Annotated in this window: 23 protein-coding genes; 9 read left to right on the forward strand and 14 right to left on the reverse strand. The window is 42.4% G+C overall.

From position 1 onward, the window contains the following. Window positions 1–271: 271 nt before the first annotated feature. The 5 genes from REC12_RS06495 (at window position 272) to REC12_RS06515 (ending at window position 4,880) form a co-directional block, all read left to right on the forward strand. Window positions 272–2,461, forward strand: a complete 2,190-nt coding sequence (locus REC12_RS06495) for a TP0910 N-terminal domain-containing protein (protein ID WP_308893006.1) — start codon at window positions 272–274, stop codon at window positions 2,459–2,461. After that, window positions 2,458–2,799 carry an EscU/YscU/HrcU family type III secretion system export apparatus switch protein gene (locus REC12_RS06500; RefSeq protein WP_308893007.1) on the forward strand — a complete coding sequence of 114 codons (342 nt, stop codon included), beginning with the start codon at window positions 2,458–2,460 and terminating at the stop codon, window positions 2,797–2,799. The genes REC12_RS06495 and REC12_RS06500 overlap by 4 nt, the downstream gene beginning before the upstream one ends. Window positions 2,800–3,012: 213 nt before the next feature. Beyond that, complete coding sequence (locus REC12_RS06505) at window positions 3,013–3,297, forward strand: ArsR/SmtB family transcription factor (RefSeq protein WP_308893008.1); 285 nt, start codon at window positions 3,013–3,015, stop codon at window positions 3,295–3,297. Window positions 3,298–3,373: 76 nt separating this feature from the next. Then, on the forward strand, window positions 3,374–4,135 hold the full coding sequence (locus tag REC12_RS06510) for an EFR1 family ferrodoxin (protein ID WP_308893009.1): 762 nt from the start codon (window positions 3,374–3,376) through the stop codon (window positions 4,133–4,135). Window positions 4,136–4,205: 70 nt separating this feature from the next. Continuing rightward, entirely contained in the window at window positions 4,206–4,880 is a 675-nt protein-coding gene (locus REC12_RS06515; protein WP_308893010.1) for an NAD-dependent epimerase/dehydratase family protein, read from the forward strand. 19 nt (window positions 4,881–4,899) lie between these two features. On the opposite strand, the gene REC12_RS06520 is transcribed toward REC12_RS06515, so the two are convergent. Next, window positions 4,900–6,567 (reverse strand): DUF5301 domain-containing protein, encoded by a 1,668-nt coding sequence (locus REC12_RS06520; RefSeq protein ID WP_308893011.1) that lies wholly within the window; start codon window positions 6,565–6,567, stop codon window positions 4,900–4,902. 121 nt (window positions 6,568–6,688) lie between these two features. Continuing rightward, window positions 6,689–7,096 carry a molybdenum cofactor biosynthesis protein MoaE gene (locus tag REC12_RS06525; RefSeq protein ID WP_308893028.1) on the reverse strand — a complete coding sequence of 136 codons (408 nt, stop codon included), beginning with the start codon at window positions 7,094–7,096 and terminating at the stop codon, window positions 6,689–6,691. A 273-nt stretch (window positions 7,097–7,369) separates the two neighbouring features. On the opposite strand from REC12_RS06525, the gene REC12_RS06530 reads away from it, so the two are divergent. Next, window positions 7,370–7,522, forward strand: coding sequence for an RAxF-45 family protein (locus tag REC12_RS06530; protein ID WP_308893012.1), 153 nt, complete (start codon window positions 7,370–7,372; stop codon window positions 7,520–7,522). Window positions 7,523–7,620: 98 nt separating this feature from the next. After that, a complete protein-coding gene (abc-f, locus tag REC12_RS06535) occupies window positions 7,621–9,546 on the forward strand; it encodes a ribosomal protection-like ABC-F family protein (protein ID WP_308893013.1) in 1,926 nt (641 codons plus the stop codon). A 313-nt stretch (window positions 9,547–9,859) separates the two neighbouring features. On the opposite strand, the gene REC12_RS06540 is transcribed toward abc-f, so the two are convergent. From REC12_RS06540 to REC12_RS06560, 5 genes are all read right to left on the reverse strand, one after another. After that, window positions 9,860–11,149: a hypothetical protein gene (locus REC12_RS06540; protein ID WP_308893014.1), complete on the reverse strand. Its 1,290-nt coding sequence runs from the start codon at window positions 11,147–11,149 to the stop codon at window positions 9,860–9,862. 31 nt (window positions 11,150–11,180) lie between these two features. Then, window positions 11,181–12,083 carry a radical SAM protein gene (locus tag REC12_RS06545; RefSeq protein WP_308893015.1) on the reverse strand — a complete coding sequence of 301 codons (903 nt, stop codon included), beginning with the start codon at window positions 12,081–12,083 and terminating at the stop codon, window positions 11,181–11,183. 14 nt (window positions 12,084–12,097) lie between these two features. Beyond that, the gene (locus REC12_RS06550) at window positions 12,098–13,372 is read right to left on the reverse strand and encodes a coproporphyrinogen-III oxidase family protein (protein ID WP_308893016.1); all 1,275 of its coding nucleotides are present in this window, start codon (window positions 13,370–13,372) and stop codon (window positions 12,098–12,100) included. 148 nt (window positions 13,373–13,520) lie between these two features. Beyond that, complete coding sequence (locus REC12_RS06555) at window positions 13,521–14,618, reverse strand: YybI family spore inner coat protein (RefSeq protein ID WP_308893017.1); 1,098 nt, start codon at window positions 14,616–14,618, stop codon at window positions 13,521–13,523. A 641-nt stretch (window positions 14,619–15,259) separates the two neighbouring features. Continuing rightward, window positions 15,260–15,547 carry a putative quinol monooxygenase gene (locus REC12_RS06560; protein ID WP_308893018.1) on the reverse strand — a complete coding sequence of 96 codons (288 nt, stop codon included), beginning with the start codon at window positions 15,545–15,547 and terminating at the stop codon, window positions 15,260–15,262. 330 nt (window positions 15,548–15,877) lie between these two features. On the opposite strand from REC12_RS06560, the gene REC12_RS06565 reads away from it, so the two are divergent. After that, a complete protein-coding gene (locus tag REC12_RS06565) occupies window positions 15,878–16,114 on the forward strand; it encodes a hypothetical protein (protein WP_308893019.1) in 237 nt (78 codons plus the stop codon). 117 nt (window positions 16,115–16,231) lie between these two features. Here REC12_RS06565 and REC12_RS06570 read toward each other — a convergent pair whose 3' ends face one another. The 7 genes from REC12_RS06570 to REC12_RS06600 form a co-directional block, all read right to left on the reverse strand. Beyond that, entirely contained in the window at window positions 16,232–16,366 is a 135-nt protein-coding gene (locus REC12_RS06570) for a hypothetical protein (protein ID WP_308893020.1), read from the reverse strand. A 297-nt stretch (window positions 16,367–16,663) separates the two neighbouring features. Next, window positions 16,664–17,779 carry a WD40/YVTN/BNR-like repeat-containing protein gene (locus REC12_RS06575; RefSeq protein ID WP_308893021.1) on the reverse strand — a complete coding sequence of 372 codons (1,116 nt, stop codon included), beginning with the start codon at window positions 17,777–17,779 and terminating at the stop codon, window positions 16,664–16,666. A gap of 226 nt (window positions 17,780–18,005) precedes the next feature. Further along, complete coding sequence (locus REC12_RS06580; protein WP_308893022.1) at window positions 18,006–18,797, reverse strand: hypothetical protein; 792 nt, start codon at window positions 18,795–18,797, stop codon at window positions 18,006–18,008. Between the two features lie 179 nt (window positions 18,798–18,976). Then, window positions 18,977–20,836, reverse strand: a complete 1,860-nt coding sequence (locus REC12_RS06585; protein ID WP_308893023.1) for a M56 family metallopeptidase — start codon at window positions 20,834–20,836, stop codon at window positions 18,977–18,979. Window positions 20,837–20,841: 5 nt separating this feature from the next. Beyond that, window positions 20,842–21,216 carry a BlaI/MecI/CopY family transcriptional regulator gene (locus tag REC12_RS06590; RefSeq protein WP_308893024.1) on the reverse strand — a complete coding sequence of 125 codons (375 nt, stop codon included), beginning with the start codon at window positions 21,214–21,216 and terminating at the stop codon, window positions 20,842–20,844. Window positions 21,217–21,357: 141 nt separating this feature from the next. Then, the gene (locus tag REC12_RS06595) at window positions 21,358–21,558 is read right to left on the reverse strand and encodes a hypothetical protein (RefSeq protein WP_308893025.1); all 201 of its coding nucleotides are present in this window, start codon (window positions 21,556–21,558) and stop codon (window positions 21,358–21,360) included. A 165-nt stretch (window positions 21,559–21,723) separates the two neighbouring features. Continuing rightward, window positions 21,724–21,981 carry a phosphopantetheine-binding protein gene (locus tag REC12_RS06600; protein WP_308893026.1) on the reverse strand — a complete coding sequence of 86 codons (258 nt, stop codon included), beginning with the start codon at window positions 21,979–21,981 and terminating at the stop codon, window positions 21,724–21,726. Between the two features lie 107 nt (window positions 21,982–22,088). Here REC12_RS06600 and REC12_RS06605 point away from each other — a divergent pair, with 107 nt between their 5' ends. Beyond that, entirely contained in the window at window positions 22,089–22,616 is a 528-nt protein-coding gene (locus REC12_RS06605) for a Uma2 family endonuclease (RefSeq protein ID WP_308893029.1), read from the forward strand. Window positions 22,617–23,063 lie beyond the last annotated feature (447 nt).

Consider the following 23,063-nt stretch of genomic DNA (forward strand, 5'->3'; position numbering starts at 1 on the left):
CTTCATCATTACCAGTAAAGTTCAGGGGGGTACACCCTCCATCGTTTCATGACAGTGAAGGATAGTTAATATTCACTCCGCCGCCCTTGTTAAAAGTATCTTCGGCGGAAGTTTTTCTTAATACGAATAGATGCAAACCTCTCGAACCAGGCTTCAAAAAGATTTAATTATTTGTTTTGCAACAGACCAAAAAACCGTGGCCTAAATTTGTCTAAAAAGAACTCAAAAACTGGTATAATTAAAGTAAATGCAGAAGTTTCGAGGTGTTAACGTGCAAATCGGCTCAATTCCTAACCCTATTGTCGCTATGTCTGGTAAGGACGTGTTTCAAATAGGGCAAAAGATTATAATTGAAGTGTTAAGCCCGCCAGACAATGGCAAAGCGTCTATTTTGGTTAATGGAAAATCAATTCAAGCTTTTTTAGATATCGAAGCAAAACCTGGGGATAAATTTCAGGTTGTTGTTAAAAATATTGTGAATAATACGTTAGTACTAAGCCGGGATACTGAAGTTCAGAACCCTATTGTCGCTATGCCTGACAAGGACACGTTTCAAATAGGGCAAAAGACTATAATTGAAGTGTTAAGCCCGCCAGACGATGGCAAAGCGTCTATTTTGGTTAATGGAAAATCAGTTCAAGCTTTTTTAGATATCGAAGCAAAACCTGGGGATAAATTTCAGGCTGTTGTTAAAAACGTCGTGAATAGTACGTTAGTACTGAGCCGGGATACTGAAGTTCAGAACCCTATTGTCGCTATGCCTGGCAAGGACACGTTTCAAATAGGGCAAAAGATTATAATTGAAGTGTTAAGCCCGCCAGACGATGGCAAAGTGTCTATTTTAGTTAATGGAGAATCAATTCAAGCTTTTTTAGATATTGAAGCAAAACCTGGGGATAAATTTCAGGCTGTTGTTAAAAACGTCGTGAATAATACGTTAGTACTGAGCCGGGATGCTGAAGTTCAGAACCCTATTATTGCTATGCCTGGCAAGGACACGTTTCAAATAGGGCAAAAGATTATAATTGAAGTGTTAAGCCCGCCAAATGATGGCAAAGTGTCTATTTTAGTTAATGGAAAATCAGTTCAAGCTTTTTTAGATATCGAAGCAAAACCTGGGGATAAATTTCAGGTTGTTGTTAAAAACCTTGTGAATAATACGTTAGTACTAAGCCGGGATACTGAAGTTCAGAACCCTATTGTCGCTATGCCTGGCAAGGACGCGTTTCAAATAGGGCAAAAGATTATAATTGAAGTGTTAAGCCCGCCAGACGATGGCAAAGTGTCTATTTTAGTTAATGGAGAATCAATTCAAGCTTTTTTAGATATTGAAGCAAAACCTGGGGATAAACTCCAAGCTGTTGTTAAAAACGTTGTGAATAATACGTTAGTACTGAGCCGAGATGCTGAGGTTCAGAAACCTATTGCAGCTATGCCTGGCAAGGACACATTTCAAATAGGGCAAAAGATTATAATTGAAGTGTTAAGCCCGCCAGACGATGGCAAAGTGTCTATTTTAGTTAATGGAGAATCAATTCAAGCTTTTTTAGATATCGAAGCAAAACCTGGGGATAAATTCCAAGCTGTTGTTAAAAACCTTGCGGACAATACGTTAGTACTAAGCCGGGATACTGAACAGAAACCCGTGGAATCCGTCCTCTCAAACACCTTAAACACGGTATTGGCTAACCGCGGTTTGCCTAATAATGAGTTATTTGCTTATTTATTAAACGATGCGCAGACTGCTTCATATTCAGAAATTCTCAAAAATACTGATCTTCCCGAAGAACTATTACGAAAATTTAATGATTTGATACCCAGTTTAAAAGGACTGTCAAACCAAGAAGCAACAGGACAAATAATATCCTTTTTAAAACAACTTGGGCTAAATTATGAGCATCGGTTGTTTGACATTTTTATCAAAGGACAAGGGGGAGATTCAGAGGAGCTTGCTCAGTCAAAAGATACCATAAAAGCACAGCTGCTTAGCCTGACGGACACTCATCCCTCCTCATCAGTCATTAATCAATTCTTAGATAAGATCACAGGCCAGCAATTATGGCATGATACCGGTGTGGATGGTAATGGTTATATGTTAACCGAAATTCCTATTAGACAAGACCAGGGAGTTAGATCAATTAAGCTTGCCATTCAGGGAAGTCGCAAAAATGGTAAGATTGATCCCAAACATTGTCGCATCGCATTACAAACTGAAACACCTGGCCTTGGACCGATTGGCATTGATGCTTTCTTTTCGCTGAATCAACTTTCGTTAAGTTTATTAACGAAAAAGCCAGACGCTTTATCAATGCTTCTTGATGGTCTGATGACCGAAGTGAAAGGAAACTTTCAAATGATAGGCATTAACTTAACCTCCATTCATGTCAAACCTTTGGATAATTTGGAATTTCACACATTGCTTAAGGGAGAGGCAAAGAACGGAGTGGATGTATTGGCATGAAAGAAAAAGCAGTTGCATTGGCTTACGATAAGAGCGGGGCCTCAAAGATAGTAGCCTCCGGGCAAGGTGACGTTGCACGAACTTTGATCGAAGCTGCACAGGAACAAGGTATTCCCATACAAACGGATGCCCAATTAGTCGAAGCTTTAATGAAAATTGATATTGGTCAAGAGATCCCGCCGGAACTCTATAAAGCTGTGGCTGAAATTCTTGCGTTCATTTATAGATTGGATTCTGAATGGAGTGAAAAGGAAATAGCCGCACTGGAACAACAGCTTCTTGATATTGATGATCAAATGTCTGACCCAGTAATTTCTTGCGACTCATCAAAAGATTGAAATTATAAAATCATCCTAAAAATCAGGGCGAACAACGCCATAATTTACATGAACAGTATTGCAAATTGTTTATTATCAAATGATGCTGTAATAGCGAATTCTAATCCCGGGAGTTTGACAAAATGACGACAATAGGTTAGGATTAATTCGATATTTATCGAAGTTTAATACCAAGCTAATAGCCTTAGGGGTGACGATGTGGACGCAAATAAGATGGCAAAGATATTTAAAGCTCTTTCAAATCCCAATAGGTTAGAACTATATTTTAAGATTGCCCAGGCCCACGAGGCAGGTTTCGAAACAGGCGGGGAATGTGCCATAACAGATATTATGAGCTGTTTTAATATCGGAGCTCCAACCATCTCACATCATATTAAAGAATTGGCCAATGCAGACTTGATTACCACAGAAAAGAAGGGAAAATTCCTGATCTGCAAGGTCAATGAAAAGTTGGCATCAGAAGTGAGCAAGCTACTTGCCTTGCCCCGCCATGACTGATTCAGATGTGTTAAGCTACTTTTTTACTCTTACAATTCGATGGTTATAAAAATATCAAAACAAGAAGGTGATTACCATGCAAATATTCTATTTTACCGGTACGGGCAACAGCTTATATGTTGCTAAAAGCATTGGCCGCGAAATCCACTCTATACCCGGATTACTCGGGGAAGGGACAAGGGAATTCAAAGACGATGCCATTGGTTTTGTTTTCCCGTGTTATTGTTTTGGGCTTCCGAGAAGTGTCATTGAATTCATTAGCCAGTCAAAATTCAGCGCGAATTACTATTTTGCTGTGATGACCTATGGCAATATCGCAGCATCGGGGCTGAAACAGATGGAGGAAATTGGGGCCAAAGCGGGCATACAATTCAATTACACCAATGAAATATTAATGGTCGATAATTATCTGCCAGGATTTGACGTACAAGCTCAACTCCAAAAAGAAAAGCAGAAAAACATCGAAGGCTCCCTAAAGAAGATCGTCCAGGATATTCAGGCCAGAAAAAACTCGCTCACCAGGAAGGGTATAGTTTCCAACATTCTTTCAAAGGTGACCTATATCGCTTATAAATATATGGTCGATAGCAGCGATAAAAAGTTCATTGTTCAAGATAGCTGCAATGGATGCAAGATTTGCGCAAAGGTTTGCCCGAAAAACAATATAGTCGTGGAACGAAAACCCCGGTTTTTGCATACATGTGATTCCTGTTACGCCTGTATTCACCACTGTCCTCAAAATGCCCTGCACCTCAAGAGTGAAAAGAGTAACGAACGATTTATTAATCAAAATATTACACTGAAGGAGATAATCGACACCAATAATGCCGTCTTCTAGTCTGCCATAATCCACTTTCGTGTAGTCATTACGAATGAGTTTATATCTTATCAGTTGAGGGGGGAATTTCGTGAAAGTCATTATTTTGGGAGCTACCGGAATGGTGGGGCAGGGTGTCTTGCGGGAGTGCTTGCTTGACCCCGGTATTGAAGCAGTTTTGACTGTTGGACGCAGTGCCGCCGGTCTGCAGCATAAAAAGCTAAAGGAGATCATCCACAATAACTTTAAGGACTTGTCTGATATCGAAGATAATTTACCGGGCTATGACGCGTGCTTTTTCTGTCTCGGGGTTAGTTCAGTTGGCATGAAGGAAGAGGACTATCTGCGGGTAACCTATGACATTACAATGACGGTGGCCCATACTCTGGTCAAACTTAACCCTGAAATGATATTCATATATGTGTCCGGAGCAAGCACCGACAGCAGCGAGAAGGGACGTGTCATGTGGGCGAGAGTCAAAGGCAAAACGGAAAATTCGCTGTTGCGGCTACCGTTCAAGGCAGCGTATATGTTTCGTCCAGGCTACATTCAGCCCCTCCATGGAGTCGTGTCGAAAACGAAGCTGTACCGGGTGTTATATGCCGGGTTGGGAGTTCTATATCCTATCTTGAAGAGGCTTTTTCCGAACTATGTTACAACGACAGAAGCTTTGGGGCGAGCCATGATCAGAGTAGCCAAGGAAGGCGCTCCCGGCTCTATCATCGAAAGTAAGGACATTTTCTCTATCGCGCAGCAAAGGATTTAGCCGGAGTTATTTTTCCCGCCTATTCCTGCAAGGGTTGATCTCTTCCAGTCTGCCGTTGATGATTTGAAACTGCATATTCGCTGTATTTGAGCAAGCGTGTCTTAAGATCGTCACCGTCTGCATAAAGCTCCGGCGTAGCATCCAGCCATGAATATTTCTCCAAGAACCGGTCAGCTGACGATGGGCCAAAGGAATATTCCCCGCCTGCACTACTCAGGAGAAGGGTACTCTTGGCGAGCAACCCATTCACTTCCTCTGCAAAGGCAAGCATATTGGGCGCGTCCAGTTTATTAACGCCGTTTATATCAAACCCGATTGTGCTGCTGCGCACGACATGCTCGACGCCGCCCTCCAGAGTGAAAAGAGTATAGGTATATATACAATACCCCTGCCACATGCCTGGGAGATATCGCAAAAGATAATCTTCTCCGCCCTGTTCGCATAAGAAAAGTGAAGTCCAGCCCACATGTGAAGTGCCGGCCTGCTCGTTCCATATATCTTTGCCGTCGCTGTCACAAATATGAAGCGTGACGAATCCATTGTCTCGTTGTGATTGATCCAGATAAATAGCTTCCTTCAAGCCGTCCCTATTTAGATCAGCATTACCTAAAAGTTTCCACGGTTCATCTGATCTTTTAATCTCATATACCAACTCGTCGGTGCCATAGTAAAATACCACTGTAGACCCGTCTTCGAGCACATAACCGTCGCCATGAAGCCCCGATAACGTAAAATCAGGTTCACTCATGATTTTTAAGACTACCTCGCGCGCTGTTCCTTTTTTGATATTTTTTCCTCCCCAAGAAAATACCTCCTCTGAAACCCTCGCCCCATCGGATCTGAACGCCTCTGACGAAGAGTGCCTCTTTATAAATTCGTCAACATCGCCATATCGAATGTCAATGCCGCTGCCGCCGCTTTCCCAAATGCTTTCAAGATTCGCGCTGTCAATCTGCTTGCCGTCTGTGTGAACAAGCAGACGAAAAACGCCTTCAACACTATAGCCCATGATGTGGTAATTGAAATTGAAATTGGAGCTGAAGTCCGTGCCTTTGAAATTCTTGAAATCCTCAAAGACCAGATTGCCGCCTTTTCGCGCCAATTCCCGGACGTCTTCCAACGTCAGCGGCTCCAGCGAACGAGTTGCCGCTGAGAGTCCGTCGTTATAAATTTTGTGAATCACCGCATCTGTTTCCTTGTCGCTCTTGTATTTATATACCCCGATATAAGGCTCCTCGACGTAGTACCCGTTCCCCCGCGTATACAGATACAGCGTCTTTTTCTCCCCTTCCAGAACCAGCCTGACAATAAGGTAATTCTCCTGTGCAGGATCATCGTTGACAGATTGCGTCAGAGTTTTTCCGGCTCCGGAGAGAGCGGACAGAACGGTTTTGATGTCCCCGCTGTCCGTCACCGTCGTACGACCATCACTCGTACCCGCGTTAATCTGTTCCATTTCCATGGCAAGCACAGAAGTCGCATTGGGGAGCCCCAACTCCAACTCCGGCTTCTGCACAGGATTCGTCAACAGGCATACAGACGAGAGGATGACTGCCAATACCAAAATGATCAGGGCCCATGCTGCGGACCTTTGGAAATTCAGCACATTCTTGATTCGTCCCTTAATGTTCCCTTCGCCAACTGTGAGCGGGCTGCTGCCGATGACACGCCATGCTCGTTTTTTCATTATTATAACCATGCCTTTCGCAAGCTCAAGGCACAAAACGGAATGAAACCATTGCCTTTGAGCTTATTTTATTTAAAACCTAATTGTTCTTTAGAAGCTAATAAATTAAACTTTTACTTGATTATTTTTGTTCAATTTCCGTAACACACTGGCTTTTGATCGTTTCAACCAGAAATTGCAGGGCATCAACAACATGTGGTCTGATGTCGCCGCCTATCAGTACATACATTATGTCGTCGCCAAGTTCAAGCTGCCCTTCATTGAGCCAAACCCTGACATAGAAAATACCATCCAGCTTATAGGTTTCAGCAATCGCCCTCTCAACCTTTGCCGCATCATAAGCAAATTTCATCCCCGTCACCATTGAACCGTCATCAATGCCTTGGCGCACCTTGGCTCTAGGCGTTTGGCGCACAACACCATTATGAACTAAAAACATCCCTTCCTGTAAAGCCGCCGGGTCAGTTTTGGCTTCTTTGAGCCATTCATCCATTGAAGGCGATAGCTTTTTCATTTTTTCATTAATCATCAACTAAAACACTCCCATTCCGGATACTTTTCAACTTGCCTCGTAGTTTCAAGAGATAACATAACCAGCAGGAACAAAAGAAAACCTCAGGAAATTATGCATTCTCCTAAGGCTGAAGTTTCATGTTATGCGTTTCTGATCTTTAGTATATCATTAATAACCGCCTGACTACAGATCATTCTCCAAAATGTCAAACCACTAAAAATTTGGTTGATTATTCCACAAGAATTATGTTACTATATTCCTATCATTCAGTGAAGGAGGTGTGGTAGGATGAATCGCGATTTTGCAATGCTCCGTCTTGAACAGTTGCCCATAGCAATCTTTGGAATTATGCATGCAGTTTCATTTAAGGGGATAGCTATGCCCATTTTTAAGCAACTGAGTACGGATCAACAAAATTGCGAAATGACACACCTACCATAACCGCAAAGAAACATTGAAGCTGCGACCGTAGGGACATTTCCCTGCGGTTTTTTTATGCTTAAATTGTGAAAGTGTCATTTCCCTAGAGGAGAATGAACATGATTATTGATTTTCAACACATTAAACTATCTTTTGGCGCTAATGAAGTGCTTACCGACGTCTCCTTGGAAATTAAGCAAGGAGAGCGAGTAGGTCTGATAGGCCGTAACGGAACAGGAAAGTCCACAATTTTAAAATTAATCACAGGATCTCTTCAACCTGAACAAGGACAAATCGCCTTACGCAAAAATACCAGAATTGGTTTCTTAGCTCAGACCCCTGAATATGGCGACAAAATGATCGTCTATGAAGTATTGGAACAGTGCTTTCAGGAAGTAAAGGATTGGCAGCGGCAACTGGAACGCTTAGAGCAAAAGATGTCCGACCCCTTGAACGCCGGGAATCATACACTTAGTCAGCTTATGCTGGAATATGGCAAACTTCAGGAGAAGTTCGAAGAGGCAGGCGGATACCAAATTTCTTCCCATATCGACGGGATTGCCAACGGACTCGGTATTGCAGCGGATTACTATCCACGGCCATTTTCCTCTTTATCCGGCGGAGAAAAAACAAAGGTGGGTTTAGCAGCCTTACTCTTGACGCGGCCTGATCTTTTAATCCTGGACGAACCAACCAATCACCTGGATATGTCTGCCATTGAATGGCTGGAGACCTTTTTAAATAACTATAGGGGCACGGTCATCGTTGTTTCTCATGACCGCTACTTTTTAAATAGAGTGATCACTAAAATCATTGAACTGGAAGACGGAGAAGCCGTAACCTATCAAACGAACTATACTGACTATCAGAAGGAAAAAGAGAGCCGCCTGCTCTCAGAGTTTGCAAATTATCAGGAACAACAGAAAAAGATTAAAAAGATGCAGGAATCCATCAAACAATTAATTGAGTGGGGCAACCGCTCCAATCCACCGAATCCCGGTTTTCACCGCCGCGCCGCATCAATGCAAAAGGCCTTAGACCGTATGGTTAAATTAAAGAAGCCGCTTTTAGAGCGCAAAAAAATCGGCCTGCACCTCGAACAAAGTGACCGTTCCGGAAAACAAGTGATTTCACTGGAGGGAATCAGCAAATCTTATGCTAGCCGCTCGCTTTTCAGTCAAGTCAGTGCCCAGCTATTTTACGGCGAACGGATCATTCTCATCGGTAAAAACGGCTGCGGGAAAAGTACTCTTCTGAAATTGATCTTAGACCAGGAAAACCCGGATCACGGTGAAATACGCCTCGGCTCACGAGTTGACATCGGATATCTCTCCCAAGACAGTGCACCCCTCAAATCCGACCAAACCGTCCTTCAGTATTTCCGCACAGAACTGAATATGGAAGAAGGGGAAGCCAGAAAACAGTTAGCCAAATTTCTTTTCTACGGTTCCGATGTTTTCCAGAAGATCAGCAGTTTGTCCGGCGGAGAATGGAGCCGGCTGCAACTGGCATTACTCATGTATCAAACGCCAAATCTGTTATTGCTCGATGAGCCTACGAATCACCTGGATATTGATTCCCGGGAAGCTCTGGAAGAAGCTTTGGAGGAGTTTCCCGGCACGCTGCTGGCAGTCTCTCACGACCGCTATTTCATCAATCGTTTGGCTCACAAGGTCTGGGTGCTTGACCAAGGCGAGGTTACTGCCTACTTGGGCAATTATAATGACTATCTGGAGAGAAAGAACAAACAAATTATTAAGATCGCAGATGAAACAGACCGTCCGGCAAACCTTGCTAATAACCGGAGTCAGCAAGTTAAAACGTCTGTCGCCAGGGCAGTTGATCCGTGTCAATCAGCCACTCAACTGGAAAAGAAAATAGCCGCACTGGAACAACAGATTCTTGATCTTGAAGCTCAAATGTCTGACCCTGCAATTTCTTTTGACTCCTTAAAACTTGCTTCGTTTCAGCATGAGCGGGAGACTATTGAAAATCAGCTTAATTTATTGTACGACAAGTGGGTTACAATATCTGACAAGGCCTAGAAACCAGGGTTCCCTGATAAAAAAGCTTTTATCAGGGAACCCTAAACTAATCTCTGCGCATTCTACCATTGAGAACCTGTCGCGGGGCTTATTACTTTGGTGCAATACCTTCAGGCGATATCGCAATCTACGCAGTGGTGACGCATTATCAGCTTGTTTATTCCCCTGTGGTGATAACCTGTCTGCTGGGATATTATGCAACGGTGCTTAATAACCTTTTAAAAACGTTTTGATGTCAAAACTTCAACAAGCATATGGGCCGGATTATTTTATTAGTCTTTCTGGAATAATGCATTTTATATATTTAACTGTTCTATCTCTGAAGGTCCTTATTAGTATTATCCTTTAGTGCAGTGGCTAGATAAAAGCTATAGTTACTGTTTCCACTGGTCACTACAAGGCTGTCTCCTGTTACAATAGCGGCATCAGTTCCCAAAGTATTGCTGTTCTTATCTTTGAAAGTCAGGCTATATGAATCAGCGTTAGTTAAGCTATTTATTAAACTTGATACAGTAGTTCCTTCCGGTATTCTCATGATAGAGTTATTACCGATCATACCAAGTGAGCTGGAAATCCCAAGTGGTTTATAATCCAAATCTTGATAAACAGGCAGCTTTACCCCACTGAAATTATAAATATTATCTGGTATTACAACCGTGCCGGATATTTGGACATTTTTTGATATGCTTAAACCTTCCGGTATGTTCCATTGAACAGGTAAGTTCACAATCCCATTTGTCGTATCCATGCGCACAATTGTAGGTAAGTTTATATTACCTTCTATTCCAGTAATAGGTACAGCTATTGCTTGAGGTGGAGTTATCGATAATAACAAACTTGAATTTGACGGTGTTCCAACTAGGGTACTAAGATAATAAGTATGCGTGTATAGTCCATCGGAGATTTGTAATGAATCTCCATCGTCTACGATACTATCGTAATCTAATGTTTCGTTATATCTGTCTACGACGGTTGCAGACATTTTGTCTGTGAGGGATGCACCGTTGCCTGTTAAGTCATTTATCGCTCCCGGTATGAACATATTATAGATCTTGATATCAAAGGGTGTACCGTTGTATGTTAAGTTACTTAAAAATTCCTGTACAGTTGTAGCCGGAGGTATATTAATTATCTTGTTATCTGTGACTGCACCTAGATTGCTTTGGAGTCCCGATCCGTTATAATTTACTTTCTGAGTTACGTCTAACTTTATATTAGCAGTGTTGGAAATATTTGAAGGCAGTACGGCTTTGCCGTTTAGTTGGGTCGTTGTATTTATACTTACGCCAGCATAATCAGACCACTGTACTGATGCTAACATAGTTCCTTCCGTAGTTGTAACTAAGATATTCGAGGGTAAGTTTAAATTACTTACCATAGTAGGTTCATGTATTGTTATGTCATGAAGTGATCCCAAAGATAATAAGTTCGAGGTTGCAGTAGATGCCAGCTGATCAGCCATTATACTCTTACTTTCAGAATACAGATAAATATTTTTTGTGCTTGTTATGCCTGGTAACGAAGCTGCAAAAGCTGATGAACCAAGAGTTAAAGATAATGTAAGCGCCAGAGCTGTCGACATACAAAGTTTCATCTTCTTCATTCTAAAATATCCTCCTTGTTTGTTCCTTTGACTAACTATATTTCAAGTAAACCCTCAACATCTGCCAAACCGCTCGCGGTTTGGCTTTCAATAATAAAGAGAACTCCACCGCAAATAAATAACCACACTCCTCGCATAAATCAGGTATCTCACTGCATCGGCCACATACAAACTCCTGACCCGCTTCATAGACAACACATTGTCTGCACGGACGCCCCCAATTCCCTTGCAAATAACGATCTAACCCGACGGGTAAATTAAAAACAGGGTACCCGCTTTTAATTAATTTCTTAATCGTCGTCATAGACTGTTCTTTCTGCTCCTTATTTAAGCTCAGCTCTTCAGTTCCGGAATAGGGAGTATGAAAATTAAACGAAATGGCCTTGACGGGTTTTAGTTTGCTTGCCAGCTGAGTGACCTCACTAATTTCATGATAATTAAGCTTATTCACAGCCATGTAAAAAACCACATTGTCTGTGCTAACTCCTTGAAGATTCTCCATGATCGTGAAAAATGTCTCTCCTCTAATTAGGTCATGTGTCCTGGCTGAACCGTCAATGCTGAGAAATACTGAATCTGCTTCCGGAATATCCACCGCTATGGTGCCATTTGTCACAACACAAACCAAGACAAAACCCATCTTTTTGGCAAGTCTCACCAGATCATGAATAGTTCTTCCGCCATCCTGCCAGAGAAAAACTTCTCCACCGCAGAAGAACAGGATCTTTGTTCCCTCTTCCTTTAACTTCTTCATCAGATCAAGAGTTTCGCTGTATGTAGCAAAAGTATTCGCTTGATTGGCTACAGCACAATGACGGCAGCTTAAATTGCATTGGTCCGTCAGAATGATCGTCGCCAAAACCGGAGGTGAACTCGGGATCAAAATCGCTTTTAGTCCTGAAAGAGCCAATGAGCTAAACTTTAAAACGTCCATTTTAAGCCCCTACCCTACAATTCCAAGCGTTTGGGCCAAGGCTCCTGCCTGCTGGCATCCCAGAGGTTATTAAGGTAGCGTAAGGAATACTGTTTTTCAACGAAATGGTAACAGAAGGACCCTAACTGGGTGAGTTTTAAATCGTCTTCCTGATCTTTTGCCAGACCTAAAGTCTTTAGACCACTGACCATTAATCTAAACTCCTTGTCCAAAGATTTCCCAAATAACTCACTAAATCTTTGGCGCGAAATATTCGTATCGTAACACCGCCAAAACAGCCAAAACACTTGCTGTTCCCGATCACTCATTTGGTTAACCAGACTAATTGAGGTTCTTCCATTTTCTAAAGCTTCGATGTACTCTGCCACATTAAACGTATTGAGGTAAAAATATTTACTATAAAGCGAAGCAGCTGACGCGCCTAAGCCAAGGAACCGCTCTCTCGTTACTGAGGTGTAGCGTTTAGCCCCTTTTTTAGCATAAGTCCAGATCGACGTCCGCTGATATCCATACTCCCGGGCTAATCTATCCAACCTCTTTTGTATGCCGAATTCTTGAAATTCCCCGAAACGATGACGACCGGATGCCTTAATGCAGTCCTGGAGCGGGGTGAGCGGAAAAACAATCAGAGGATACATCGATATCTGATCAACACCGTATGACATACAAAGATGCAAATCCCTTTCCATCCCGGCAATAGTTTGGCCCGGAATATTATACATCAAGTCCACATCAACGGTAGTGAATCCCGCCTGCATGGCCAGCTGTACTGCCTGGTGACATTCCTCTGCCCCATATCCCCTTTCAAGAAAATTCAAGGCTTCTGAGTTAAAACTCTGTACGCCAATGGATACTTGGTTGATCCCAGTCTTTCTAAGCTCCTGAAACTTCTCTTTCACCCCTTCTCGTGGATGAACTTCGATACCTACATCCCCAGAAAAATTAATGTCCATTCTTAATTTGTCCAACAACTCAGTTAATTGGTCTGCGATTAATGTCGGCGTACCCCCGCCAAAATAGATGGAATCTATTTTTTTCCCTTGGAGGAAAGGCTTGTGGAGCCCCAATTCCTTGAGCAGAGCTTTACAGTACCGTTCAGCCTGCTCCAATTTATAAAGAGTTCTGTTATAGGGACAGAAGTGGCAAATCTTTTGGCAAAATGGGACATGTATGTATAAACCCAGTTCCTCCGGCACGAGAGTAAAATCAATGTCCCCCTCACGATAGGGTTCAAAGACGTATTTTCCCCATTTGTGAGCCACAATTAACTTCAGTAGTTGAGTGAGCATCTATTTCTATCCTCCGTGCGCAACACAAGACTTCCTTGCAAAATAGCTCAACGGCACAACCAACCTGGTCACTCGGTTATAATCAGCTGTAAATTCATAATTTTAGCTTATTCACAAGTAGGTTTATCTTACAGATTCCCTTAACATTTTATGGATTATGGGCTTCAATCTTCTCACTGACAAGCCTCAGCCGGCCACCTTTTACCGACCAGACCGATTCGGCCCAGGCAACTGTATTGGCATGGGCAATGAACGAAATGCCTTGCTTGCCATGAAGTTCCAGAATACCATCACCGTCATCGTCAGCAGGGTCCAGACTGATAAACACATCATCCATGACCTCGCCATCAACATACGTCTGGTCTTTAAGAAATTCACCAGCTTTATTATAGACGCCTCTGTCAATATACATTGGAACAGCCTCCCCATCATGAAAATCAGCGATGGAATTAAATCCTGTGTTTTTATCGCTAATCTTCATCTTAAACCCGGGAAGGCATACTATATTCAGATCCAAGCCTTTGTTCAGTTCCTCCTGAGATAGCACAGAAACTACCTTTTCATTTTCATATGCCATCAGAGCATATAAGACAATACCGCCGCTGCCACCGGTTTCAACCGAAACCAGGATCTCGTTTTTCTTGGCGGCAGTGAAGCTACCGATACTGAAGCGCGGCAACTCGAACCCAAAATCTTCGGGAAATAGATAGGCAGCGAACTTCCCGCTAACCCCATCCCTGACAACCACCGCCAAATTACGGGTTTGAAAGCCAAAAGGGGCACTCGTATCATCGTTTTCGCCAACCAGCAGCACATCGTCAGCCGCACCATCTCCATCGGCGTCAATTCTGGTGCTGTCATATACATATCTAGGCTTTCCGTTTTCCGGATTATTCTGTGAGAACCTACTACCGGGAACAAAATCCGGAGAATAGCGATGGGCAGTATGTGCCGCATTTCTTTCCGCAACAGTAGGCTCTGGATTTCCAGCGGAGGAAGTATTGCCGGCGGATGAATTAGTTTCGTTGGGTGCTGAATTAATGCCGTCAATGGTATTAAGGCCTGCGTCTGTTTTATTGCCGCCCGTAACATTCTGCCTGTTGTTTATATTACCGGTTACCTTGATTGCGTCTGTTTCAAAAATCTTATGATAATTGAAGGCAACGATTATCCCGGCAACACAAATTATCATGAGTGCGATGATGATCACAACAGGTAACCTGTTGAAACTATTTCTGGTTTCCATTAGCTGCAATTCTCGGCTTCACAATGATTGCACCGGCAATATGTGACGGCCAACCCCTTCCTCATCATTAATAATTTTTGAACCTCTGCACCACATTTAGGATAACTATTTGGGATAACTATTAACGCCAACTTTGCTGCTTCAGCTTTCTTTTTATGGATACTTTCGACATGCGGAGTTCTGACTTTTTATTACGCGGGACACCCTTGTGGCATCCTCTTTCTAAGAGATCGTATCACTGCAAACACTTTCTATAGTCTGAATTCTTCATTGTTCTGTAAAACCCTGCCAACAACCACTCTTTTTTACAATATTCTTTTAAACGATACACTATCGGCATGGACGTTCTGTCAGACGTTCTGTCTTGCCTAGCTTACTCCATAAAGCATAACCCTCAGCTCAGACAATTCTATGTAAGAAAAAAGGAGCGAAGCCTAGGATTTCCCTTAGTTTCACTCCCTTTATTTGTTATCCGCTCAACTGTAACTCTCTCCGGTTCTGTCTTCAGAACAGCAGCTAACTACAAAAACTTCCGTTTCACCCTACAAGGCTAAGTAAAGTAATGAGGTTTTCGCATCAGTACGCGAAAGCCTCCTCTTACTTGCTTTTATATCCGGCATCAATCTCCCGCTTGCCGCCTATTAAACTTCTTCAAGAAATTTAACCTGGATTTTACCCTCCAATAAGTCTTCGAACCTTCGGGCTGCTTCCTGAAAATAAGCTGAACTTCCATGGGCTTTGAAGGTCTCTTTATCCTTGTACTTTTCAAAGAAGACGATTTCAGCCGGATCATTCTTTACCACATGGGGTATGTACATCAAACAGTCCTTTTCCTTAGCAAGAACTTCCTTGGCCAATTGAGTACAAATTTCAATCACTTCGGCCTCTTTGCCGGGTTTTACTTTTAAGGTTGCCAGTAACGTCAACAATTCCAAACAACTCCTTTGCTTTTTCACTCGGAACGCTGTGTCATCGCTTTCAGTCAAGGCCATTGATTATGGCTGATTTAATAACTATATTCAACGCCCTGGCAACTTCTCCTGCAAGGGGTTACTTTTCTCTGCCCCACATCAAAAACCGCTATAGAGGTAACTATGCGGCTTTATCGCCACTACATAAGCAATTATTACAAACCCAAACAATGAGATAACAAACCTACGTAACTTATTCCTTATCTTGGGTAATTTAGAGGTTGCCACTATTTTGATCTAATGCTATATTTGGGGTAGCCAAACATTATATGAAAGGGTGAAGAAATTATGGATCATCTGAACGAAGGTAAGATTAATGACTACCGTGTTAATTTCCATAATAGCGGCAAAATCATCAGCATCGAAGTAACCTGCTGCGGCAAACATATCGGGGAGATGCCTTTCAAAGACGGTGAAAATAAACAATGCTTGGTTTGCGGGACGCTGCATACTTTAAAGCTGCAGCACAATCACTTTCATATCCGCCATTCCCGGCCGAAAACAATTGAAACTGAGACTTTATAACCAGGATAGCAGGGATAATTTAGAAGTATTAAATAGCTCTCACCTACAATTCGATGAGAGCTATAACTATTTAACTTCTTCACGGCAATGGCATCTCCGCGCAATGACAGCAGAAATTTAAACTTTAACTGTCTTCTTCATCACAAACACCGGTAAAGTCTTCTCCATAGCCAGCGACGCATTCCCTAAAAAACCAGCCTGACCGGTTATTTTACCGATCGAGGTCCGGGCAAGCGAGTGTGGTAAATGCATAAGCCCAGGCCTGTTCCAAAATGCACATTCATATTTGGGGCAGGCCTGGGCTTACGTAATCTAATATTCATTGTAGCTGCAGTTTAACAAAACTTGTTCTATTCGGATTTGCCCTGCAAAAGTCCCAGTGTCCAAAAAGGTTCTCCTGAGCAAGTATCTGTTTATCCTGAGTAATCCAAAATCGAAACACCTGAAAGCCGGCAAGATCTCATCCAACAAATCCTTGCAGCCTATTCTTCGAAATCTTAAAGAAAGAGTCATAGTCTAAATTAGCTATGTCATGCTGAGACACACTGGTTAACGCTGATAGACAATAGACCAGCTGTCTCCTCCGTCCGTCGTCCTAAGAAGCACTGACTGTCCATCATTGGAGATCAATAGTGCCCATCCTGTCTTATCATTTATGAAGTCGAGTTGTGTTACATCCAGCCCCTGATCGAGAAAATGTTTCAAATTCCGGTCCGGCTCGATGCCAAGCCAAGTTTTTCCCCCGTCAGAGGTATGATAGAGCTCTTTACTGGCCGAAGTATTCCACTGCCAGTTCCAGCCATGGCAAGCATCGGCGAAATCCACAATGCCTTGGAACTGTAGGGGTGTCCTGCTTTGCCACGTTTGTCCACCGTCCTTCGTGGCGTATAAAATAGTTACACTGTTGCCCTGACCGTTCTTTGGCACATATATCGCCGACAACAGGCCCTCATTGGCCGAGAAGAACACCGGGGAATCACCGACACTGAGTTCACCGCTCTCGTAACCAACCGGAAGCTTTAATTTCTGCCTCTGCCACGTAAGGCCTCCGTCTTGCGTCCGGTAGAGCAACTGGATAGAAGGGTCAATCCGCCCAACCAGCCAACCGATTTTAGGATCAGGAAAACTGATCTTCCCTCCAAAAGGAAGACCATCATTCTTAGCAAGGTCATAAACGCCGGCAATCCGGGTCCAGGTAATACCGCCATCGATGGTTTTAAACAGCTCCGCCGGGCAATTATGCTGGCTATAAACAGCCATCAACCATCCCTGCCGGGAATCAGTGAAAGTAATCGTACCCCAATAAAACACACCTCTGTCTTTGCCTCCTTGCGGCAGCTCGGTCTTATGCCAGGTCTGGCCGCCGTCAGTGGTGTGAAAAACCAGGATCTGAACCTTTTCCTCATGTCGCGCTGAGATTGCTACCCACGCTTGATTGGCATCAATAAAATCCTCAATCAGCCCGAAAGCTTCTCCCTTGTCAACCGAAGGGGTAACCGCCTGCCACAAAAAACCGCCATCAGTGGTCCTGAGAACATCCCTATTAGTTAATGCCCAGCCCGATGTCTCACTGAACATCCGGATTGAAGTAAATTGCCAAATCCCTTTAACATTCTCTGTTTGCTTAGCACTTACTTTCGGCTGATCTAATGTCCGTTTACTCATTGCCTGACAGAAATATCCTGCTGCTAGAAGGAGAGCCACCGCTAAGAAGATGAAAGCAAACGATGTTTTTCTTGACAGAAGACACCATCTCCTAATGTAGTCTTGACACTAAATCCATATCGTCCCATCAGCCCCATCACACCGCCGCCACACTTATAATAATCATTACTGCAAAGCCTTCCTCCGAGTCCGACGGCTCATCAGGGCAAGGACATGATTTTCTCTTCTAAAAATCAAGGGAATTCAGAAGAGTGTCAATGCGATTATACACTTCAGTGTCCACCTTTGTATTAGGCCCGTTTTTGCCATTTTGGATATAAGCGTCGCTATTCATCTTGAAAAGATAATAATCATGCGTCGCATTGGAATTGTTACCGCTATAAATTACCCGCAACAGATAGCACACAGCGAAGGAATCTATATCCTGTGGAGGATATAGGGTAGATTTTAGCAAGTGATTGAATACTGTCACTTCCGCAAGCTGCCTGTATGTACCCTCCAACGGGGAAAGCAGGCTTAACACCTCGCCATGTTTACCCAATTTCATTAAACCATAGGTGGTGGTAATCCCTGTAACACGTTCGAAAAAACCAGCGGGAAGCGAAGAATCGCCTTTGAAATTTTTGAAATTGTTATCAAGCCATGAATTATCAGCACTTAAATATACGTTATCAATGACAAGATAAGCGTTTCTTAGATTTTGATAAGTATGAACCAGACCTTCTTTGGTGGTGATGTACAGCGTTATGGTGCTGCCAAGTTCAGCAGGTTCGTTAACTTTTTGTCCCTTACTTGCGTTTATAATTTTTATGATTGGGCCAAATTCTTCGGCTGAAAATTTTTTGTAATGATTCTCCTTTTCTGATGGCGATATAACCATTTCAATAGACTGCACGTCGTTTACAGAAAGATTATTAGCCCAAATAAGGCTACCCTCAGTATCCTTCAGGCAATTATTTGTCACAATCACAGAGAATAATAGTACGATGCCAATAAGAAGCAATAGCCATTTTTTCATTATTCTTGCTCCCTTAGATTATAAAAAGAGTTACTTACTAAAACATTATAGTATTTTCAAGAGACTATTTTAAGCCATAGTAAGCCTTATTTGGAAATATTTATTTATTCCTTCATCCAAATAAACAAACGCAGCCGGCTTTTTGGGTCCAAACTCTCAGAAATATCCCGGCTATCAATTTAGAATGAACCAATAACTGTTTTACCATCTGCAGCATAGAGCGGAATTTCTCTTTTTTCAAACATCCCCATTTTTTGCATTGCTATCGCTTCTTCAGGTGTTTTAGGCTGCGGCCCCATGAGATCCTCATATTTTACGTAACCCGAAGTACCATTCCTACTCTCAGCGCTGATCAGCTCGGGCTGTGGGTTGCCAATAATACTGGTACAAAAAGCAGAACCATATGTCTGGCCATTCCCGTTAGTCCGGTAAAGAGAAGCAAGGGCAGAGTTTGGGCTAAACTCCGTCTTCCATTCCCCGTTTTTCAGCCAATTATATAAGGGCCCTGATTTTAAATAGCTTATGTAATTGGTTCTTGCCTCAATAATAACAACTACATCCTGTAGGTAATGTATATTATGAGTTATGGAGCCACCATTAACTGCCTTTTCGTCGATTTTGACGTACCATGCAGGATAAATCAGGGTTTCAAACTGTTCTGAACCAACTATATGTATTGCGGCCGGCCCAATATTATGGTGAACAATATTATCAACATAATCCGTATTGGGAACTGTTTCAGTATACGGTTTGGCACTCTTTAACCAAGATGATACTTGAGCTAAGACCGCATTTTGACTATTGGGACTCCAGAAAGTACCTGCCGGCGAATCATCACTGATGCTGACCGCTTGTATGGAGGCCGGTAAACTGCCCGCTGCTTGATGATCGGTTTGATTTTCGGCTGTTTGTTTGTCCGATGCGGACAGCGGTAAAGGAATAGTCTCTGCTGCAGGAAGTTTATTAGCATTGGCGAACGTCACAAAGCCGGCTAAAATTACAGTTGCAACAATGACTACCGTAAAAGCTAAAGAGCTTGGGCGCAAATTGCTGATGCTGATAAGTCTGCGCTTAATCAGCGCTTTTGAACCGGAAAGGCTCGCCAGGTTTGCCATTCTGGGAGGCTTGACATAGCTTTCCAGCAATTTTATGAGGGTACCGGCATAGTCCTTGGAGTTATCTGCTCCGAAGTATTTTACAGTCATTGCATCACAGGCAATTTCCTGGTCTTCCCGTAATTTAGTAAAGGCGTACCAAATAATAGGATTAAACCAGTGCAGAATTGAGAGCACCTGCAGCAGCCAGTTTACAACAATATCCCTGTGCCTAAAGTGCAATAACTCATGAACAAAAACATGGTTGAGCTGTTCCTGACTAAAATAGTTTAAAAGGGATACCGGCAATAACAATCTCGGTTTAAACAACCCAAACAAAGAGGGAGTCCCTACGGCTTGCGTTAAAGTTAAGGGAATATCTCTCTTTATGTTTAGTCTTTTTTTTACGCCTTCCAGTCCGGCCAGTGTATACCAATTATAAATTGTATGACCTTTAATAGAGCGGGAAAACCTTATATTCACAACAATTGCGGAAACACTGAAGGCAATGATACCTAAAATCCAGAAAAGGAACAAGCATCGATATGTTAAGGGAGAGGCAGCTATAGCCCGCAGGTTTATTTTGTTTTGTGATTCGGATTCACCGGCAGTAAAATCAAGATTATTGTCATTAGCCGCCTTGATTTTCGAAGGTATAGCAATATTTTTACCGGAATTTTGATCAAGATTAGAGCTCATCCTTACTGCAGTTGAGTTTTGTGTTGAAAGTCCGGCTAAATTGTATAGGCTCAACGAGCTGGGCGGTGTCCAAGGTAATAGTAACCCCACTATGACAACGGACCATAGCAGGTAATTCACAGTTGCTCCCAGCTTATTTCTAAATAGGTATTTTACGAATAACAAAAAGATGATGAAGACACTAACTTTAGCAGAGGCCCAAACAACCCAATCGAAGACAGGAAGTAAATTAAAGATATAAGACATCTTTATCACTTCCTTTCTTCAAGGATACGTTTAAGCTCTTCGATTTCTTCCCGGGAAAGTTGCTCCTCCTGCAGGAAGGTAACTAACATGGGCTTTATGGCTCCCCCAAAAACCCGTTTAACAAAGGATTTAGTCTCCGACCTAATGCACTTATTTTCGGTTAGCAGGGGATAATACCAATATATTCTACGTTCTTCCCTAAACCCCAGGGCACCCTTTTTTACCAACCTTGTGATAAGGGTTTTTACAGTATTCGGTTTCCAGTCCGAAAAGCTCCGTAAAGCATCAACAATTTCATTTGCGGTACAGGGAACAGCCTTGGACCAAACTATTTTCATTACTTCCCACTCAGCCTCTGAAATCTTAGGTACCTCCGACATAATTTCACCTCATTAAGAATTACGTTTGTAGTTATTATTACATACGTAATTCCATTTATCAATCTTTTTCATAATGAACCACCATCCCATAGAACAAAAACCCCAGGCCTTATAAGCCTGGGACTGATTTATAGTATTAAATTAGCCCCCACTTACGATTCGATGAGAGCTATAACTATTTAATTTCTTCACGCCAATGGCATCCCTGCGCATATACTCAAAGACTAAGTCTTGAACGTGTTTAGTGTTTCTGATCACATAACGGTTTAGCCATCCTCGCTTTATTAAAGCATGGAGATTATCAAGGCTATAAGACTGTCCCACCACCTGTAAGTCCCCCAAAAGCCAGGACTCCAGCTCATGACATACTATTCTCACGAGACACAAGAAGTAGTGAACAGAATTGTTGACTATGCCAAAACAGAGTATAACGCCTAATGCTTGGAGCATTGAAATTAGTTTTACCACCTTTTCTAAAGGGTGTGGCTAACCGTCCAGGGTATGAAATCATACCGAATTCATAATCGATCGGTAATCGGATAAACCTCTGGCTTTCAGTTTTTCGACAATGTCATTGACGGTAACCACATCTGCAAACTCGTCATCAGTAATGGTTATCTCGAATTCATCCTCCAGATCTCCAATAATCATCGACATATCTAACGAATCCACAAATAAGTCTTCCCGCAAACGGCTCTCCAGGGTTATCTTTCTCTTCTTCTTTTGTAAAATATGATTTAAAGTGAATAGTACTCTGTCTTCCATTTTAGTCACACACCTTTCCTCAACATTTATGCAACAATGTGTTGTCTGATTCAGATTCTAATTGCCTTTTAAAACCAAATAACTTATGGTATGATTTTACAATGGAGGTGTTATTTTTGGAAGAAAAACCATTGGAATTCGAGTTTAAACGTTGGGAACGTATTGATAGTGTAATTTACGATATGACACCACCTCCCTCATCCCAGCACCAAGCTATTGTTGGAAATTTATATGGTGAGTTTTATACCTATCTGAAGGGTAAAGAGTGCAAGGCCTTTCCCGCACCATTTGGGGTATGGTTGGATGATGAAAATGACAATTATGTTGAACCTGATATAACTGTAATATGTGATCAAGCAAAAATACACCCCAAGGGCTGTGTCGGCGTCCCAGACCTTGTGATTGAGGTCTTGAGTCCGTCGACAGCGTTAAAAGACAAACGAGTCAAATTAAGACGCTACCGTTTGTCAGGAGTCCGAGAATACTGGATAGTTGATCCATTGAATAAGATTGTGGAAGTTTACAAATTTTCCGAGAATGTATTTACTGAACCGGAAGTGTACGGGAAAGACGAAATGGTAAATGACGGTTTATTTGACGACTTAGCAATTGACTTGCGCAACATATTTGACTAGAAACGGAAACTGTCATAGCACTCATTTGGCAGTATCAAAAATTGCAAAAATGTTACCGCCCCAAACCAGTCTATCAGTGAAAACGGTAAATTGAAAGGACTCTCCACCTGGTGAAAGTCCTTTTTCTTATGTAATGTTAAGACTTAATTTTCAGATCCGACACCGCTCCATGACGGACGTAACTACGACCTGTTCTTCTAAGTCTTCCGGCATAGGCCCGCATTTTCCGTTTTTAAAGCTCATACGTTGATTCAAGCCCCATAATTGTTTTCTGGGCATGTAGCGGGTTTGGAATGATAATACCGTATCCTCCCTATATAAATTTGATTTTTCTTGGTTTTCCTCTTGTTTTCATAGAATTGCTAATTCACCAAAAGAACTTATCAAGGATAGAACTTGCATAGAATGCTTAATTCAGAGAAATTGAGTAGGGCAAAGCCAACGTCT

It is taken from the genome of Candidatus Desulfosporosinus nitrosoreducens, assembly GCF_030954495.1.
Lineage (GTDB): Bacteria > Bacillota > Desulfitobacteriia > Desulfitobacteriales > Desulfitobacteriaceae > Desulfosporosinus > Desulfosporosinus nitrosoreducens.